This window comes from Streptococcus suis S735 (assembly GCF_000294495.1).
GTDB classification, from domain to species: domain Bacteria; phylum Bacillota; class Bacilli; order Lactobacillales; family Streptococcaceae; genus Streptococcus; species Streptococcus suis.
Genome location: NC_018526.1, coordinates 1131935 through 1150565 on the forward strand (window position 1 = coordinate 1131935; position 18631 = coordinate 1150565).

Annotated in this window: 15 protein-coding genes and 1 pseudogene; 1 reads left to right on the top strand and 15 read right to left on the bottom strand. The window is 41.4% G+C overall.

The genetic code is table 11. From position 1 onward, the window contains the following. Positions 1-20: 20 nt before the first annotated feature. From YYK_RS05605 to cls, 15 genes and pseudogenes are all read right to left on the bottom strand, one after another. Positions 21-1064 (bottom strand): LPXTG cell wall anchor domain-containing protein, encoded by a 1044-nt coding sequence (locus YYK_RS05605; RefSeq protein WP_014917258.1) that lies wholly within the window; start codon positions 1062-1064, stop codon positions 21-23. Between the two features lie 16 nt (positions 1065-1080). Next, positions 1081-1932, bottom strand: a complete 852-nt coding sequence (gene rfbD, locus YYK_RS05610; RefSeq protein ID WP_012027245.1) for a dTDP-4-dehydrorhamnose reductase — start codon at positions 1930-1932, stop codon at positions 1081-1083. A 54-nt stretch (positions 1933-1986) separates the two neighbouring features. Continuing rightward, positions 1987-3033 carry a dTDP-glucose 4,6-dehydratase gene (gene rfbB / locus YYK_RS05615; protein WP_002937117.1) on the bottom strand — a complete coding sequence of 349 codons (1047 nt, stop codon included), beginning with the start codon at positions 3031-3033 and terminating at the stop codon, positions 1987-1989. 188 nt (positions 3034-3221) lie between these two features. Beyond that, positions 3222-3707, bottom strand: a complete 486-nt coding sequence (locus YYK_RS05620) for a hypothetical protein (RefSeq protein ID WP_002937118.1) — start codon at positions 3705-3707, stop codon at positions 3222-3224. Then, positions 3707-4300, bottom strand: a complete 594-nt coding sequence (locus YYK_RS05625; RefSeq protein ID WP_014735663.1) for a dTDP-4-dehydrorhamnose 3,5-epimerase family protein — start codon at positions 4298-4300, stop codon at positions 3707-3709. Before YYK_RS05625 ends, YYK_RS05620 begins: the two co-directional genes overlap by 1 nt. Beyond that, complete coding sequence (gene rfbA, locus YYK_RS05630; protein WP_012027249.1) at positions 4300-5169, bottom strand: glucose-1-phosphate thymidylyltransferase RfbA; 870 nt, start codon at positions 5167-5169, stop codon at positions 4300-4302. Before rfbA ends, YYK_RS05625 begins: the two co-directional genes overlap by 1 nt. Before the next feature lie 97 nt (positions 5170-5266). Further along, positions 5267-6091: a ZIP family metal transporter gene (locus YYK_RS05635; RefSeq protein ID WP_012775202.1), complete on the bottom strand. Its 825-nt coding sequence runs from the start codon at positions 6089-6091 to the stop codon at positions 5267-5269. A gap of 175 nt (positions 6092-6266) precedes the next feature. Beyond that, positions 6267-7062: pseudogene (locus tag YYK_RS05640) on the bottom strand (Nif3-like dinuclear metal center hexameric protein). Beyond that, entirely contained in the window at positions 7052-7735 is a 684-nt protein-coding gene (locus YYK_RS05645) for a tRNA (adenine(22)-N(1))-methyltransferase (RefSeq protein WP_012775203.1), read from the bottom strand. Before YYK_RS05645 ends, YYK_RS05640 begins: the two are co-directional and overlap by 11 nt. Before the next feature lies 1 nt (position 7736). After that, on the bottom strand, positions 7737-8411 hold the full coding sequence (locus YYK_RS05650) for a DnaD domain-containing protein (RefSeq protein WP_012027253.1): 675 nt from the start codon (positions 8409-8411) through the stop codon (positions 7737-7739). A gap of 9 nt (positions 8412-8420) precedes the next feature. After that, the gene (metA, locus tag YYK_RS05655; protein WP_014917260.1) at positions 8421-9362 is read right to left on the bottom strand and encodes a homoserine O-acetyltransferase MetA; all 942 of its coding nucleotides are present in this window, start codon (positions 9360-9362) and stop codon (positions 8421-8423) included. Positions 9363-9465: 103 nt separating this feature from the next. Next, complete coding sequence (locus YYK_RS05660) at positions 9466-9978, bottom strand: adenine phosphoribosyltransferase (protein ID WP_002937136.1); 513 nt, start codon at positions 9976-9978, stop codon at positions 9466-9468. Positions 9979-10410: 432 nt separating this feature from the next. Continuing rightward, positions 10411-11307 (bottom strand): DUF3114 domain-containing protein, encoded by an 897-nt coding sequence (locus YYK_RS05670; RefSeq protein WP_014917262.1) that lies wholly within the window; start codon positions 11305-11307, stop codon positions 10411-10413. Continuing rightward, on the bottom strand, positions 11286-13499 hold the full coding sequence (gene recJ, locus YYK_RS05675; protein ID WP_012027256.1) for a single-stranded-DNA-specific exonuclease RecJ: 2214 nt from the start codon (positions 13497-13499) through the stop codon (positions 11286-11288). The genes YYK_RS05670 and recJ overlap by 22 nt, the downstream gene beginning before the upstream one ends. Positions 13500-13654: 155 nt before the next feature. Next, positions 13655-15202 carry a cardiolipin synthase gene (cls, locus tag YYK_RS05680; protein WP_012775565.1) on the bottom strand — a complete coding sequence of 516 codons (1548 nt, stop codon included), beginning with the start codon at positions 15200-15202 and terminating at the stop codon, positions 13655-13657. A gap of 215 nt (positions 15203-15417) precedes the next feature. Between cls and YYK_RS05685 the strand changes: the two genes are divergently transcribed. Continuing rightward, complete coding sequence (locus tag YYK_RS05685) at positions 15418-18603, top strand: M14 family zinc carboxypeptidase (protein WP_014917263.1); 3186 nt, start codon at positions 15418-15420, stop codon at positions 18601-18603. Positions 18604-18631 lie beyond the last annotated feature (28 nt).

The window sequence follows — 18631 nt, forward strand, 5'->3', positions numbered from 1 at the left end:
GATGCAATTACACTAATCTTCTATTTTTCTTCTTGCTTATTTGTCAATAACCAACCAGCAAAAATTGTTATGAGTCCTAGTACAGTTAATGGAAGACTAGATTTCCCTGAAGTTTTTGGCAATACCTTAGCATTATCATTTGGGATAACCTTTTTCTGACCTGCTTCGGAAATATTGCCTTTGCCTGTAGCTACATCAGAAATCTGACCGCCCCCTTGATCTGGAACGGTCTGCAAATCATTTGAGCCATTTGTAGCGCTTTGACTTGTTTGTACCCCGGTATTTTCAGTCTTAGCTGTACTTTTATCCTCGACTTTTGATTGTAGACTAGCAGTTAGTTCTGCAATCTGTCGGTCCATTTCTGAAAAGTCATACGGAAATTTTGGTTGCGAAGCAGTTGCAAGAGCTTGACCATATCCTATAGTTGCAGATGTAATAGATTCTAAATTAGAGTTTCCACTTTCCAATAATCCAGCTAATTCTTGTCCAGTTGCTTCTGCATAAGCAATATAATTATCAATCGCTGCCGACTCTTTATTCAGTAGTTCAACGATAACTTCTCTAGCGTATTTCAATGCAGCCAATTCGGCTTCAGGAGTACTTGCATCATCTTCAGACTCGTACTTAGAAACTATAGCCGCCGCTTCTTCTCTTCCGCTTTTTCCAGCGACTGTAAGTGTCTCAAATAAGTAATGGTAATGTTGGGCTATGCTACCAATTAAATTTGCTTCGAGTTCATCTAAAACAACAACTTGCTCTGCTGTTAAGTTTGCCTTCAAGTCTGCAATTTCTTCATCCCACGCAGCTTCAGCACTACCCGAAGCCATTTCTTCCATCATTCCCTCAAGAAACGCCAATCTATATTCTTGCATATCGATAGTCATTTTAGCTTGAATATATTCACGTACGGCAACTTTTTCATCATCAGTTAAATGATAGGTCGTACTTTGACTTGTCTCTGCTGCTACAACTGGAACAGCTCTGGACGGTAATGTAGCACCTCCTAGTAAAGCCAGAAAAATTCCTGACATCAACAACGGCTTAACAATCGCTTTCTTTTTCATACACATCTCCTGTAGACTATTTCTTTTCTTGTTTATAGAATGCTTCCAATGCTTCTTGCCAAGTTGGGATGACAAAACCTGTCGCCTTTGCCTTGTCCAAGCTCATGGTTGAGTTGAATGGACGTTTTGCCTTGGCTGGGAACTGGCTAGAATCCACTGGCAATACCTTGGTGTTGGTATCCTTGAGGACTTCCGTCGCAAAGTCAAACCAAGTCGTATCTTCTGCTGCATCGTTTGACAAATGGTAGTAACCAAATGCTTGCTTGGTGTCCACCAAGTGTACCATGAATTCCGCAAGGGTACGGGTCCAAGTTGGACGACCGTGTTGGTCATTGACAACCGTCAAAGTATCGCGGGTTTCCGCAAGATTTTGCATAGTGAAAACAAAGTTTTTACCGTAGTTACCAAAGACCCAAGCTGTACGAACAGTGTAGAATTTGTCAGCAAATTTCTCAACTGCTTCCTCACCCTTGCGCTTGGTGCGACCGTATTCAGATTGAGGATCCGGTTGGTCATCTACTTGCCACTCTTTGCCGACTGGCAAATCACCATTGAAGACATAGTCCGTTGAGATGTAAACGAGGGTCGCACAGTATTTAGCGGTTGCCTTGGCAACATTTTCAGAGCCTGTTACGTTAATCTTGTAGTTGAGTTCCTTGCCTTCATCCTCTGCCATATCAACAGCTGTGTAGGCTGCACAGTGGTATACAACGCTTGGCTTTACTTCTGCAAAGAAGGCATCTACTTTATCTGCATCCGTGATGTCCATTTCTGCTACGTCAGCGGCAACGTAATCAACACCACGCTCATCCAAGAGATAACGCAATTCTGTACCCAACTGACCATTTGCACCTGTAATTAAAATCATATTTGCTCCTTATTTCAAGAAAGGCTTGGGCAAGAGCCCTAGCCTTTAATAATCTTATTTAATAACTTCCTGTGTCTTAGCATAGTTGGCTTCAACAGCTTCTTTTTCAGCTTTCCACCAGTCTTGGTTATCTGTATACCACTGGATAGTCTCTTCCAAACCTTGAGAGAAGTCTGTGAATTGTGGTGTCCAACCAAGCTCGTCACGAAGTTTGCTTGCGTCAATAGCATAGCGCAAATCGTGTCCTGCACGGTCAGTCACGTGGTCGTAAGCATCTTTTGGTTGACCCATTTTTTCAAGAATCAATTCAAGCACTTCTTTGTTGTTCTTCTCACCGTCAGCACCGATTAGGTAAGTTTCACCCATACGGCCTTTTGTCAAAATTGCCCAAACACCTGTCGAGTGGTCGTTGGTATGAATCCAGTCACGGACGTTTTTACCTTCACCGTAAAGTTTTGGCTTAATACCTGCCAAGATATTGGTGATTTGGCGTGGGATAAATTTCTCGATGTGTTGGTAAGGACCGTAGTTGTTTGAACAGTTTGAGATAGTTGCTTTGACACCAAATGAACGCACCCATGCTTTGACAATCAAGTCTGAAGCAGCTTTGGTTGATGAGTAAGGTGATGACGGGTTATAGTTGGTTTCCGCAGTAAATTTCTCGCCTGGACCTTCGCCATGACCTGGCAAATCTTCACGCAAAGGAAGGTCACCGTATACTTCGTCGGTCGATACATGGTGGAAACGGATGTCGTATTTACGAGCCGCTTCAAGCAAAGTGTAAGTACCGATAAAGTTGGTATGGATAAATGGGCTTGGATCGTTGAGAGAGTTGTCGTTGTGGCTTTCTGCCGCATAGTGAACGATGGCATCTGCCTTAGCAGCCAATTTGTCAACCAACTCAGCATCTGCAATGTCGCCAACAACCAGCTCAACACGGTCACCAAGAATAGCTTCCAAGTTAGCCTTGTTTCCTGCATAAGTAAGTTTATCCAAAACAGTTACGTGAACGTCTGGATGATTGTTATATACATAGTGTACAAAGTTTGAACCGATGAAACCAGCTCCACCAGTCACGATAATATTTTTAAATTGAGACATTTTTTTCTCCGAAAAGTTTTTTTCTTTTTTGTGTGTCATCTTAGGTAGTGGGGTCGTAAGCAACCGCCAAGGTGTTTCATTACTAAACCATGAGCCTAAGGTCTCATGGTTTCCCCCGCTCCTTAGCAAAGCAAAGGAGCTTCTCACTACGGCGATGACACACAGAACTGCTCGCTTCGCTCGCTTTTTTACCTCAAGATTTCCTTCAAGTAAGCAATCTTAGCAAAGTCTTTTTGATTGTTATTTTCTGCACGGTAGGAATCTTTTGAAGAGGCTTGGTAGATTTTCAGGTATTGTTCAAGTGTCGGTAGGTAATAGCGAACACCTACTGTTTCTAGTTCTTCCAAATCTTCTAGCTCTACACCAGCAAATTCAGGCAGTGAATGTAGGCCTCCGAATTCAACAGATAAGCCGTCTTTATGAAATTCATGTTCATGACGATCAACCAGGACATAGCCAAGTTGATTCATCAGAACAATCAGCTCATCTGCACGGTAAATCCGCTCCTCATCTGGCGCTTCCCATCCCCGTGGGTCACTGGGCACATGAATATCAAGATCCCTTGCCTGCCAATCTCGTCCTGTCCGCCTTTCCAGACCAACAGAACCCATTAACAAGGGAGTGATTCCTAACTTGTTTAACTGCTCTGCTATTTCCAAAAAGGCTTGAAACATTAGAGGTCCTCTTTTCTCAAAGGCTTGACGTCCTTGAGGAATGGGTGGTTTTCATCTGCTTCTGAAACTTCTGCTTCTTCTAGGTTTTCCCACTTGATGTCGAGGCTAGGGTCAGCGTAGTTGACGAAAGCATACTTAGGCTTGAGTTCCAAAGCCCAGTAGTCGTTAACCAAGTAGCTGTAAGCCACGAAATCTGACAAGACTTGGAAACCATTGGCTACTCCGCGCGGAACGAAGATACCTTTTGAAGCATCGATAACGGTTTGGTAGGTATTACCGAAGGTTTCGCCTTCACGTAGATCGACCCAAGTTCCCAAAACCTTACCGCCGTCTGCTACTGAAATGTATTTATCCCAAGGCTCTGCGTGAAGACCACGAAGAACGTTTTTACGAGAGAAGGAAACATTATTCTGCAATTTTCCTTCTGCAAAGAAGCTTTCAGGAAAGCCGAGAGGCAACATTTTTTCCTTTTGGAAGTTCTCCTTAAACCAGCCACGGTTGTCGCCATGAACAGGAATGTCAAATTCTAACATTCCTGGAATAGCTTCAACTGGGCGAGCTGCTAGTGTTTTACCGAAAAAGTTTTCTGTCATTAAGCTTCTCCAATCAAACGGAGCAAGTATTGTCCGTATTCATTTTTCTTAAGCGGTTGTGCCAATTTATACACTTGTTCTTTTGTAATGTAGCCCATGCGGTAAGCAATTTCTTCCAAATTAGCCACTTGAACGTTTTGCAAACGTTGAACCGTTTCGATGTACTGTGCAGCTTCCAAGAGGCTTTCATGCGTACCTGTATCCAACCAAGCAAATCCACGGCCCATAAGCTCAACAGACAAGTCGCCGCGTTCTAAGTAAGCCTTGTTGACATCTGTGATTTCCAACTCGCCACGAGGTGAAGGCTTGATATTTTTCGCAATCTCCACAACATCATTGTCATAGAAATAAAGACCAGTAACAGCAAAATTCGATTTTGGCTCTTCAGGTTTTTCTTCGATAGAGATGGCATTCATATCAGCGTCAAACTCAACAACACCAAACCGTTCTGGATCTTTTACTTGATAACCAAAGACAGTCGCTCCCTTTTCTTTGCTAGCAGCACGTTGCAACATCTTGGTCAAACCATTTCCGTGGTAGATGTTATCACCAAGAATCAAGGCTACATTGTCATCACCGATAAATTCTTCACCGATAATAAAGGCTTGCGCCAAACCATCTGGACTTGGTTGTTCTGCATATGAAAGTGAAATTCCAAGTTCAGAACCATCTCCTAACATATCCTTAAAACGTGGAAGATCTTGCGGAGTTGAAATAATCAAAATATCTTTGATTCCAGCCAACATCAATGTTGACAATGGATAATAAATCATTGGTTTGTCATAGATAGGCATCAATTGTTTTGAAGCCGCACGTGTCAGAGGATAAAGGCGCGTACCTGAACCACCTGCTAGAATAATACCTTTCATATAAGAGTACCTTCCCTAAATTAATATCAGTTCATTATACCATATTTTTAAAGATATTGTCATAAGAAAAAAGCCTGTGACGACAGACTTTAACAAATTATCCTAGAGCAACATCTAAAATCATCATGATGATAAAACCAGCCATTAAGCCCAGAGTTGCAATATCCGTATTGCCGTTTGTCTGCGATTCTGGAATGAGCTCTTCTACGACGACAAAAATCATGGCCCCTGCCGCAAAGGAGAGGGCATAAGGTAAAATAGGTGTCATAAAAGTGACCGCAAAAGCACCGATGACTGCTGCAATCGGCTCGACAATTGCTGACATTGATCCCCAGTAAAAAGCTTTCCACCTAGATGCGCCGTCTGTACGAATTGGAATAGCCAAGGCTGCCCCTTCAGGAATATTTTGTATACCAATCCCAATAGCAAGACCAATTGCTCCGATAAAAGCTGCTGGACTATAGTTAGAAGCAAGTGCACCAAATATCACACCGACCGCCAAACCTTCAGGAATATTGTGAATTGTAATAGCTAAGAAGAGCAGGGCTGTTTTGGATAGATTTTTTCTATCCTTCTCACCACCACCTTCTGCCTTATCTTTATCATTTCCCAAATGCAAATGCGGAACCCAGGCATCTACCAAGCGTAAAAAAATACCACCTGCTGCAAAACCTACTGCTGCTGGTATCCAAGCCAGATTGCCGTATGAACTTTCAGCATACTCAATCGATGGGGCTAATAAAGACCAAAAAGAAGCCGCAATCATAACACCAGCTGCAAAGCCTAACATGGTGTCTAGCAAACGACGACTAACTGTCTTAAAGAAAAATACAACGGCAGACCCCACAATCGTACAAAACCATGTGAATAAACCACCTAGCAAAGCCTGTAGAACTACAGACTGATTAGTAACCCAAGTCATAACTAACATCCTATCCTGTTTAATCTTGCATATCCTATAAAGTAAGATACCCTAATTTATTATAAAATTCAAGCTTTTTCACTTAAATAAATAAGAAAATATCTAAAAAATAAAAGACCTAAAACTACATTAAATGTCGTCTTGGTCTTTCCACAATCAAGTGCTGATTAATTTATCACAAATGTCTAAACGGATTGGTTGAAACAGTTGAAGGTAGAATTTCGACATCCCAACCTTCTTTTGCCTTCCATATTTCCAACAATTCAGCAATTTTTTTTGATAAATAATGCTTCGATATGATGGCCTGGATCAATAGCCAGCAAGCCCTGAGTCAGCATGTCCTGCCCAGTATGGTAGTAAATATCGCCCGTGATGTAAACATCTGCCCCCTTAGCAAGAGCCTCATGGTAGTAAGACCCACCACTGCCTCCACAGATGGCTACACGGCTGACATACTGCTTGGCTTGGTGCCCATAGGTCACTAGACGGACAGCATCTAGATCAAAGACAGACTTGACTTTCAAAGCCAATTCTTCCAAAGTCTGCTCTGCTATTGTCCCCACACGGCCAAGCCCCTGCCCCTCGGCAGTTTCAATCAAGTAGGTAGTATCTTGAATTTCTAGTAGTTCACAGAACCAGTCGTTGAGACCACCCTCAACCACATCAATATCTGTATGACTAACATAGACTGCAATATCATGCTTAATCAAATCAAGATACATTTTAGTTTGCGGATTGTCAGCCACCAAATCATTTATTGGACGAAAAATCGGAGCGTGCTTGACTATAATCAAATCTACCTTTTTATCAATCGCCTCTGCCACTGTTGTCTCACGAATATCCAGAGCCACCATGACACGTTGAATCTCTTTATTAAGGGTACCGATTTGCAGCCCTTTGACATCGCCTTCCATAGCCAAAGAATGGGGACAAAAGGCTTGATAGCGCTCAATAACCTGACTAGCTAACATGGACTACCTCCTGAATTTGTTGGATCTTTTGGGAAATGGCAAAGCGGTCACCTTGGCGTTCAGATGGAACTTGTTCCAAAGCAAAACTTAATTTTTCAAGTTCTCTTCTCCACTTTTTGACGAAAACTGGCGAGGTCTCCTCTAGTAGATAGGGACCAAAACGACGTTCAACTTCTGACAATCTCATCTGTCCTGATTCTGCAACGAGGACTTCATATAACTTGCCATTTTCTTCCAGAATCTTTTCAGCAACCAATCTAAAACCATTTTTTTCCAACCATCGACGCACATCATCTTCACGATTATTTGGCTGGAGTATCAAACGTTCAATGGTCGCAAGCTTTTCTTTTCCTGCTTCTAAGATTTCCGCAATCAAGCGTCCCCCCATACCTGCTATGGTCACGGCAGTCATCTGGTCAGACTTCTCAAACGCGCCTAAGCCATTTGCCAAACGGACTAGAATTTTCTCTGTTTGTCCCGCCTGCTCTACATTCTGGAGCGCTGACTGATAGGGACCTTGAACGACTTCCCCCGCAATGGCAAAATCAATACGCCCCTGCTCTACCAAAAAAAGAGGGAGATAAGCATGGTCACTCCCTACATCAACTAGACGTGCCCCTTGTGGGACAAAACTTGCGACTGTTTCCAGCCTTTTAGATAATTTTGTTTCCATATCAATCTTTCCAGAGATCCATTGCATCAAGAAAGTCACTTGAAACAGTCACATTCTTAGGAGTCTGGATTTCTCTTTCTGCATTTTTCGCTTCTACTTGCACAACTGTAGTAATTCCCTCACGGCGCCAGTTTCGTAGAATAGCTTGGATGTATTTCCAATTTGTTTTGTTGTTAAAAACAGCTTCTTTCAAGGCTGCACGAACCAAATCAATCGAAGTTTTGTCATCCTCAATAGTCTTCTGCAAATCTTCAATTTCAAACGGCGATAAAAAGCGGCCCAATTCACGTTCAAAATCACCCACCAAGGTCTTCAAATCATTCTCTGGTTGCACAATCTCAACTGCCTGTTTTGGAGTTAACAGAACATCCAATTTTTCAAAAGCAGGAAGCGCATCGAATATCATTTCAATTTCACCAGCAATACTGATTGTCTTAAATTCTAAGAGTCCAGCATCTTGGAGATTTTCAATAGCTTGATTGACCTGAGCAACTGTTTTACCAGTAGCTTGAGCAATCTCACTAGGCGCTAATGATTCGATAGCTGAAGAATTTTGATATAAGAAAAACTGCCAAATCAAAAAATCATCTGCCGACGGAAAAAGCTCTTGATAGTGGAATAATATTGCTGCTGGCAGGACCAAATGTCCCTGACGAAATTGCTGTGAATAGTTCATACTTCCTCTTTAAAGACTAGCTGACTGGGCTGATTGTTCAAAGATATGCCAGTCGTATGGAGTTTCTTGATAGACAGCATAATTCACCCAGTTGGTAAAGAATTGTGCTGCTGGTAAATTCCAAGAGAGAGATGGTTTGCTTGTAGGGTCATCTCCTTTGAAATAATTTTCCGGTAAATGGGGATTTTTTCCAGCTATACAATCACGTTGGTATTCCTTAGCTAGTGTATCCCTATCATACTCTAAATGTCCAAAACTATAAATTTCTCTTAAATCCTTGCTGGCTAGAATGGATAGGCCAACTTCTGGACCTTGTGATAAAATCGTCAACCCACTCAGATGGGCAATATCTGCTTCTCTTACTTCCGTATAACGGGAATGTGGTGAACGAAATTCATCGTCAAATCCACGCATAAGAGGGCTCGTTGGATTAGTCACTTCTTGACAATATACCCCTGATAGTTTTCGAGACATACTGTGTTTGGGTACACCATAGCGTGCATACAAACCTGCCTGTGCACCCCAACAAATGTGCAATGTTGAATAAACATGTGTTTTTGACCAATCAAAAACTTGAGTAAGTTCATGCCAGTAATCAACTTCCTCAAAAGGTAAATTTTCAACTGGTGCTCCTGTCACGATGAGCCCATCAAAATAGCTATCCCTGACCTGCTCAAAAGTCTTATAAAACTGCTTCAAATGGCCCGAGTGTGTATTTTTGGACTCGTGACTAGCCATGTAGAGAAATTCAACCTCTAGCTGTAAAGGAGTGTTAGCCAAAAGACGGAGCAACTGAGTCTCCGTCACTATCTTCTGTGGCATGAGATTGAGAATAAGGATTTTGATAGGACGAATGTCCTGATGACTGGCTCGGTCACTATCCATCACAAAAATATTCTCTTTTCTCAAAATTTCAACTGCTGGTAATGATTTTTCAATTTTAATTGGCATAAGCAACCTCCCAATTTTCTTATATTTATTATAAGACAGGTTGCTATGCAATTCAATTAGAATAAAAATAGGACCAGTTATAAGTTTTGGCTATAACCTTAGATTAATAGTGCATCAAAACCTTGTAGTCGTAATCACCGATTGCTTCGCGGCCTTTCAAATCATCTAGCTCAATCAAGAAGGCACAGCCAGCAACGATACCGCCAAGCTTTTCAATCATTTCGATCGTTGCTTTTACAGTACCACCAGTCGCCAACAAGTCATCGACAATCAAGACACGTTGTCCTGGTTTGATTGCGTCTGCATGCATCGTCAATGTATCTACACCATATTCTTTTTCATAATCAGCTGAGATAACCTCACGTGGTAACTTACCTGGCTTACGAACTGGTGCAAAACCGATTCCCAATTCAAAGGCAACTGGACATCCAACGATGAAACCACGCGCCTCCGGCCCAACAATCATATCGATTTGCTTATCTGTCGCATACTGAACGATTTCACGTACTGCATAGCTATAAGCATTTCCATCTGCCATCAAAGGGCTAATGTCACGGAATTCGATACCTTCTTTTGGATAGTTAGGAATTGTTGCGATGTAATCTTTTAAGTTCATTTGTCTCTCTCTTTTTAAAAATAATTTTTACTCTTCATTATACCATGAAATTGTTTTTTGGTACATTTCAGACATATATCTTTAGCAAATCGTCTCCTCAAATTCGCCACACAAGCTGCTCTACTATGTCCACCATAGGAAAAGCTTCCTTGCTGATTAAAGTAAGACTGCTCCCAGCCAACCTCATTTCTTCCTTTTTGGTAGCGACGAAAGCGAGTAGGAGATAAATAGACTCCCATCTTTGAGCGTAGCAATTCTTTCCGAAAAATGGGATCCTGCCTGCCAACTGGAGAGGCAGGGCAAAAAGCTCAGCGCCACTTCTTAGAGTTCGTGTCAACATCTCAGTGCAGTGGTTGATTGGCGGATTTGTTCGTGTTTTACACTCCAAATCCAACCTAATCAACTGTGCGGGGGTGGGAAGACGAACTCTTTTTAGACCAGTCGAGTTCTTTCCCACTCCCGCTTATTATTAGCTCTGGCATAATTAAAGGAAGCCCCATTTACCACGCCATTGACATGCGGTCGTTCTTCTAAAATCAAGGCAAATTGTCCATCTTGATTTAGGATAAATTCGCTGTGAAAATGAATCAAAATCTTCATATTGACTGGCAAGGTCTTCTGATTTTTCTTGCCGAACAGTTGTTTATTGTGTAGGCGGGCAGATTCTCGTAAGCGATAAGACCACCGAGGTAGGCTACGTACATAGGCTATCAGAGCCTGCCAATCTGTTTTTCCTTTTCCAAACTGCTGACGCACCCAAAAAGTCTGCTGATAGGAAATAAGGTAGCGTAGCTGATGGACCTGTCTGTTTAACGGCCGTTTGACTTCTAATTCCCGAACTGGAAAAGCCTTATCAACTAGCTTAGCAAAGTACCGCCAAAACGGATGGTGTGGAGGACAATTCACATCCATCTTCGGCAAAAGTTCAGGTAATATCCCATGACTTAATTCCTCAGGAAAATCTAACATATTCATACATTGCTCCAATAAGGCCGTCGCTTTCTCTTGGCTTAAAGAGCGACTGTCAACTCTTATCAACTGATAAAAGCTAGTTGAGGCAAAAATAGTAGCTTCTTTTATGAAATTTTGAACAAATGCTGGGATGTCTTCTTGTTTTAGAGGCAACAGTTGTTTCAGAAAAACCTTTTTGATGGCTCTTTCTGACCATCCTACTCGCCGTAATTCAATCAGTGCGTGCTTTATTTCGGTTATCTGTTCAAGATTTTTCAACAAACCTTTTTGCCTGATAAACCAATAAGTGTAGAGAAGCGTTCCAATCACTCCAACAACCAGAGCTTCTACTGTCATCAAACGCGACCACATAGCCATTCATAAATTTCCTGAACGGTGCCAAGCGCCATCAACTCTTGTTGGATAACTGTTTCTTTCAATTCTTGATATATTTGACTTTCTGAAATCTCTCGCTTCTGTGCCTCTTTGTTGACCCGCATGACCCCATCCGCAATCGTGACAAATTCTAATTCTTGGAAAATCTGAATCATTTTAACCAATAGACTGTCCTTAATTTTTAAGTAAACAGCCAAATCTTTCAGTTTATAGCGAACATCAAACTCTTCAAATTGGTAAATAGTCTTATACAATTTAGCGAATTGTTCTCGGCTACCATAACCATCTAGATAGTACGGTTTGGCAATTTCGTTTTTAAAATAAATGGCTTCAAATTCTCTTTCCTGAAAATAGCTACGCAGACTACTGAGGTCCTCAGGCAAGTTAGCCAAGACAATTGCTTTGTTATCTGCTACTGGATTTTCAATGTCCAAAATTGGGACCCCTGCAGGAATAGGATGTTGTTTTCCACGAATATTATAAAGTTGAACACCATTGACCCGAGCATCAACCAACATGAGCTGAAGACTGGTATTGCCATTCCATTGATTGACAGACAAGGTGACAGCTAGTTCTAAGCCCTTGGCCTGTGAAAATTCCAAGGCTAGATTGCCCTTACCAAAAGCAAGAACATCAAATCCAGCAGCACCTTTAGTAATGCGTAGTTTCAAATGGGCATTATTCTGCCCCATGGTTCTTGCTGATTCCACCTGAAAGTCTCTGATGTAAAATACAGGCTTTTTATTATCCATGCCGTAAGGCGCAAGCTTCTCGAAAGATTTTAGAGTATCTAGGGTTAATTCCTCTAAATCCAATTCTTCATCTAAGACCAGCGAAGACTTGCTGGATAAATCCAATTTATTTTCGATAATGTAGTCTGTCAAGGTCAGAGCAAGCTCTTCAAGTTTGTCAACTTCCAAGGTCATACCTGCTGCACCAGCATGACCACCAAAGGCGATAAATAGGTCCTGATGATCTTTAAGTGCCTTGAAAATGTCAACTGCTTCAACAGAACGAGCCGAACCCTTTGCCTTACCATCTTCAATAGACAAGACGATAACAGGTTGCTGCAGTTCTTCTAGTAGGCGTCCTGCTACAATCCCTAAAACACCTGGGTTCCAACCTTCTTTAGCCAGAACTTGAACAGGTCTATCATGACGGAGCATGGTTTTTGCTTCATCGTAAATTGCTTGGACGACGTCTTTACGTTCTACATTTTTACTGTCAATCATGAGGGCAATTTGATGGGCCTCTTCGTCATCAAAACCAGTCAGTAATTCGATGGCTGGATTTGGATCATCGAGTCGACCAAGGGCATTCAACCTCGGAGCAAGTTGGAAACCAACTGTTTCTTCATCAATACTGTCTATGTCAATACCAGCTATCTTTATCAACTCTTGCAAACCTGCTCGCTCAGTCTGTTTGAGAAGCGAGAGACCATATTTGACCATGACACGATTCTCATCGGTCAAGCTAACCATATCAGCGATGGTGCCAATTGCGACCAAATCCAGCAAGTCTGCATGAACAGTTTCAAGAAGAGCACAGGCCAATTTAAAAGCCACGCCGCAGCCCGCCAAATGTTTGAAGGGATAATTTCCTTCTGGATGCTCTGGATGTACAATCGCATAGGCATTGGGAAGGGTTTCTTGCATGGAATGGTGGTCTGTCACGACAACATCGACACCCATTTCCTGGGCATAGGCAATCGCTTCATGACCCGCTACGCCATTGTCCACCGTCACAATAAGAGAAATCCCCTGTTGCTCGATAAAATACTTGTAAACTGACTGATTCGGCCCATAGCCATCTGTAAAACGGTTGGGAAGATAAACTTGGACTTCTGCCCCCATTTCCTCCAGAGTTTCTTTCAGAATAGATGCCGAGGTCATACCGTCTGCGTCATAATCTCCATAAATCAAAATGTGTTCGTAATTTTCGATTGCTCGGCGAATCCGCTCTACCGCCTTGTCCATATCATGTAGTAAATAGGGATCGTGAAGGTCTTCTAAGCTTGGTTGTAAGAAAGTATGCAATTCTTCCGCCGAATGGATGCCACGTTCATACAGCAACTTAGCCGCTACCGGGTCCACTCCTTCTTTTTTAGCAATTTTGATAAATTGTTCATCAGAAAAACCGGTCAATAATTGCCAGTCATAATTGGGCTTTATCACGTTTTTTACTCCTTAATACTCAAAATCACAAGTAGCCTGTAAATTTTCCGAGTATAAACTATCTTTCTATTATATCATTTTCCAAGAAAAATGGAGCAAGGTAAGACCGAAACAGAATGTCGATCCCTTGCTCCATGAAGAACGAATATTACAATTTATAATAACGGCGAAATAATTCGCAGTAGGGCTCCTCCCAAACGCTTATACCAAGAGTACGTTTTATGGAAGGTTAGAAGGTTAATTTGCTGTGATTTTTTGAAGGAATGAGTAAAGTCATCCTTAATAGCTGCCAAAACTTCCGAGTGATTGTAAATATAGAGACCGCACTCAAAATTAAGATAAAAAGAGCGAAAATCCATATTCACCGTACCAACAGTAGCTTTCTTATCATCGACCAAAACAACTTTGGAATGGACAAATCCAGGCTGAAATTCAAAGATTTCAATTCCTGCTTCCAAGTAAGTCGGAAAATCAGTACGAGCAGCCAAATAGGCTGATTTTTTATCATAGATATGCGGTAGTAGAATGCGAACCTCGACTCCACGCTTCGCAGCATAAGTCAAATTATCAATCATTTCATCATCCAACACTAAGTAGGGTGTCATGATATAAATATAATCCGTTGCCGACTGAATCATGTCTAGGCAGACTCGTTTGGCTACCTCATCTCCATCAAATGGATTCTCGCCATACGGAAGGAAGAAACCTTCGGCATCAACGGTTTCCGTCTCTAAATCTTTATGCGTTTTGAGGTATTTTAGGTCATCTGTCTCTGTCTTTTCATTGTAATTCCACATTTGAAGGAACATCAACGTAAAGTTTGCAACAGCTTCTCCCCTAATCATAATCGCTGCGTCTTTCCAGTAACCAAAACGCACTTTCTTGTTGATGTATTCATCTGCGATATTAATACCACCGGTAAAGGCAACCTTTCCATCAATAATCGCAATTTTTCTATGGTCACGGTTATTTTGCACCGTAGATAAGGCTGGGATAATTTGAGAAAATACTTTGGCTTTTATCCCATATTTTCGCAAGGTTTTATAGTAATTATAGGGAAGATTGGTCAGTGAATTCATCCCATCATACATAAAACGAACTTCCACCCCTTGCGCTGCCTTTTCCTTCAAAATGTCAAGGATAGAATCCCACATATATCCCATATCGACAATAAAGTACTCCATGAAAATATACTGCTCTGCCTTTTTCAATTCTTCTAGTAGAGCTTCAAATTTTTCCTGACCTGTTGAAAAATAGACGGCATCCGTATTGGTATGAATTGGGTAGCCAACGTACTCACTCATGAAGTGAGCTAATTTCAGTTGCTCCTTATCTTCCTGCTCCAATGCCTTCATGACCTTTTCAGACGTCTTACTATACTCCCGAAGTCTTTGTGCTTGCTTATGAAAATTTTTACGATAACGTTTGGTTTCAATGTTGGACTGCAAAATAAAATAGAATAGAGCACCAAAAATCGGAATACCAATGACAAAAATAATCCAGGTTAACTTAAAACTGGTATTCATCGGTCTATTGATGATTGAAATAGCCACAAAAATCGAAAAAATTTGCAAAATAATCAATAAAGCAGGCATATAGGTAGCTGCCGAACCTACCAACCAAAGAATAAGGAAAATGGTTAGAATAATCAAACTAATGACAATAAATGTCCGACTATATATAATTTTCCAAAGTTTTTCCATACATCTCTCCCTTATTTTTTTACCATTATAACAGATTTTAGTTCATTATCCTACTCAAAATAAATAGTCTCTATGATTCGATATTTCTGAATATTTTAAATATATAAACATATTCAATTTATATTGTAAAGACATATATTTTTTGATAAGATAAGCATGAAATAACCCGTTTTAATTTATTACCCTGTACATATTTTCAAAAGGAGGAAGTTCGCATGAAACTTTCATATAAGAAAAGGCTGTTGAATCAAGTCCTACTTGCCTCAACAGTTCTTTTAGCTGCATCTCTCGCTCAGGGAACGGTCTTCGCAAATACAGAGGAGATACCACCTACTACTAATGAAACAGTGACTCCACTGCCTGAAGAGACTCCTATTACGAAGACTAGCACAAGCGAAGCTACAGATAATCTTGTAGAAGGGAAGGAGACAGAAAAACAAACTGAAGAAATAGCAGATACTTCTCCTGCATCTGTTTCCACAGAAGAAGAGACAACATCTTCCGAGCCAAATGCCGAGGAAACTACGCTCAGAACAGCTAATAATGATAATCAGAATACTACAGAAGAAAAACCTGCCGTACCGACTATTGATACAATTACACTCGAAACAAAAACTGTCTATCTATCGGAAGCAGTCACTATCACAGAATCCGTCACTCTTCCAGATACGACTGAAAAAATAGAATGGATATTGGATGGAAAGCCTATTTCCGAATGGAAAACCTGGAATTTGAAAGAGGGAGATTTCACAGGCGATACATTTATCACAGTAGAAGAAAGCAGACAGGATAACCAACTTCATTTGAATATCCAGCTCGCAGCTCTCTTTGGAGAAGATTTGAGTAAACGGACACCGAGTAATATTCGCCGTACCTATCGACATTTTATAAAAGATATGCTGTTGGAAGGTACTAGTGCCGATGGAAACCTGATAATTTCAAAAACTCTTCATTTCCGTCCTTATGAAGCCTACCGTACACATGAGGAAATGTTGACAGAGATTGAGGAAACGAAAAATAATGCTGCGACCGACCGCCTAGTAAGGATTGAGTCAATTGGTCAATCAGCTGAAGGTAGAGATATTAAAATGGCTGTTGTAGCTAAAAATCAAGCAAGTATTGATAAATATCTTACTGAAACAACACCGCTCATGCTGACCCAACCCGACCAGATGCTGAAACAGTTGCAAGCTGGAACCTTCGACTATAGATTACCTATTCTCATCAACAATACTCATGCTGACGAACAACCCGGCATAGATGTGGTAACTAGCCTATTCAAAGAATTTGCACAAAAAGATACCATCACCTTCCCATCTACAGATGCCGATGGAAATCCTGTTACTCTTCATTTAAAAGTGACAGATTTGTTAGATAAATTTATCTTCTTGTTCAATTTCACAGAAAATCCTGATGGCGATGTTAAAAACTTGCGTTCACTAGTAAATGGTTTGGACCCTAACCGTGATACTGGTTTCCAAGTGAATCCAGAAACACAAGCCATCGTCCGTCAAATCCACAAATGGAATCCAATATCTGTTTTAGATATTCATGGCTTTGTATCTGGATTTCTCATCGAGCCTGCCACTCCGCCACATGACCCGAACTTTGAATATGATTTACTAGCCGATATTATGCTGGAAAAAGCTCATGAAATGGGCCGAGCAGGTATTGCAAATTCTAAATATGAACGCTACACCATCCCTAAAGTCCACTGGGGAGATGGTTGGGACGATTCCTTCTCAGGCTATACAGCGGTGTATGCAATGTATCACGGCATTCTTGGACACACGATTGAAATTCCAGAAGGAAATCAAGAATCATTCAAGGCGGGATTCTTTGCTGTTTTGGGCGGTGTTCACAATATGGCAACCAAGCCAGACAGTCTTATGGAAATGCGCCTCAAATACTATTCTCGCGGTGTCAATAAGGTAGAAGATCCAAAAGCAGAGTCTGAACTAGTCGGACCAGACGGAGCTGTTGTCGGACGTGTCAAAAAAGACCAGCCAAAATTCTTCCCAGACTACTATGTGATTCCTATGACGCTCGATAAACACAACGATATGCAAGAAGCATTTAAGATGATTGAATATTTCAATCGTAATGGGGTTGTTGTCAAGGAATTAACTGAAGATGTTGGAAACTTCCGCAAGGGCGACCTAGTTGTCGATATGGCTCAAGCCAAACGAGGATTCGCTAACCATGTCCTCTACGCTGGTTCTGATGAATCTGCTTGGGGAGCCATGTATGCTGAATTGGTGGTCAACTTCCCAGATATGAAAGGCTTTAGCGCCAAGGCTGTATTTGAAGAAAACACCTTTAGCGGCAAATTAGGTAGCATCACATGGACAAAAGCTCCACGTACTACGGAAATTGATTTCAAAGCGCCTTATTATGTCGTTGCAAACACCTCTGAAAGCGCCGTTCAGGCCATTAATCAAGCCATCAAATCAGGCGCTAAGGTCTACCTTACAGACGATGGCTACATCATGGAAACTAACCAATTTAGTCACTTACTGGACACCTATGCTCTATACGGCGAGCCTCTCTATAAGAAGCCTCTTGGACAAGAATTGAAAGCAATGAAGGTGTACGCTCCTTCTCACTCTTATAGTTGGGCAGGCGACTTTGCCATTCTTGCAAATGCTGCACTTGCGGTAGAACGAATGGGCTTTGAAATTGTCAATAGCGCAGATGAGGCTGATGCTATCATTCTCGAATCAGACCAATTCGATGCCAGTGTATTTGGTAAGAAACCAATTATCATCGTAGGTGGTGTCGCCATGCAAAAACTGGAGGAATTAGGAATCTTAGCAGGTTTCAATGCGGAACAATTTACAGATGGTGGTGACTATGAAGGTCTCATGCGGGCTATTATTGATGATAAAGATCCATTAACAAGTGGCTACGCCATGAATGGACTTTTCTATTCCAACTCCGGTAATTGGATTGAAGGCATTCCTGAAGGATTTAAAACGCTTGTTAAAATCGCTGATAAAGATTATTATATCGCAGGTTGGTGGCCTGGTCATGACAAATTAGCCAATAAAATTGTCGCCATCGCTGGAAATTATCAAGACCAACCTGTCTTTATCTATGCAGGTAATCCAACAAACAAGGTCCACCCTGTTCACTTCTTCCGTTGGGTGTCCAACGCCCTATTTGGTAGTCAATTAGCAAGCTTAGAAGACTTACCAGCTGTAGAAATTCTTGTACCACAACCTGAAATGCCAAAAAATATTCTGGATGAGGCGCCAAAAACTACTACAGTAGTACATACCACCAAGTCTACCGAGGCAAAACAACTACCTCAAACAGGTGAAAAAACAAACTATATAGCTATCGCATTAGGTAGCCTACTTCTAGGCAGTATCGCCTTACGTAGAAAAGAGCGTAGCTAGTCTACACGAAAACGCCGAGTTTTATTTC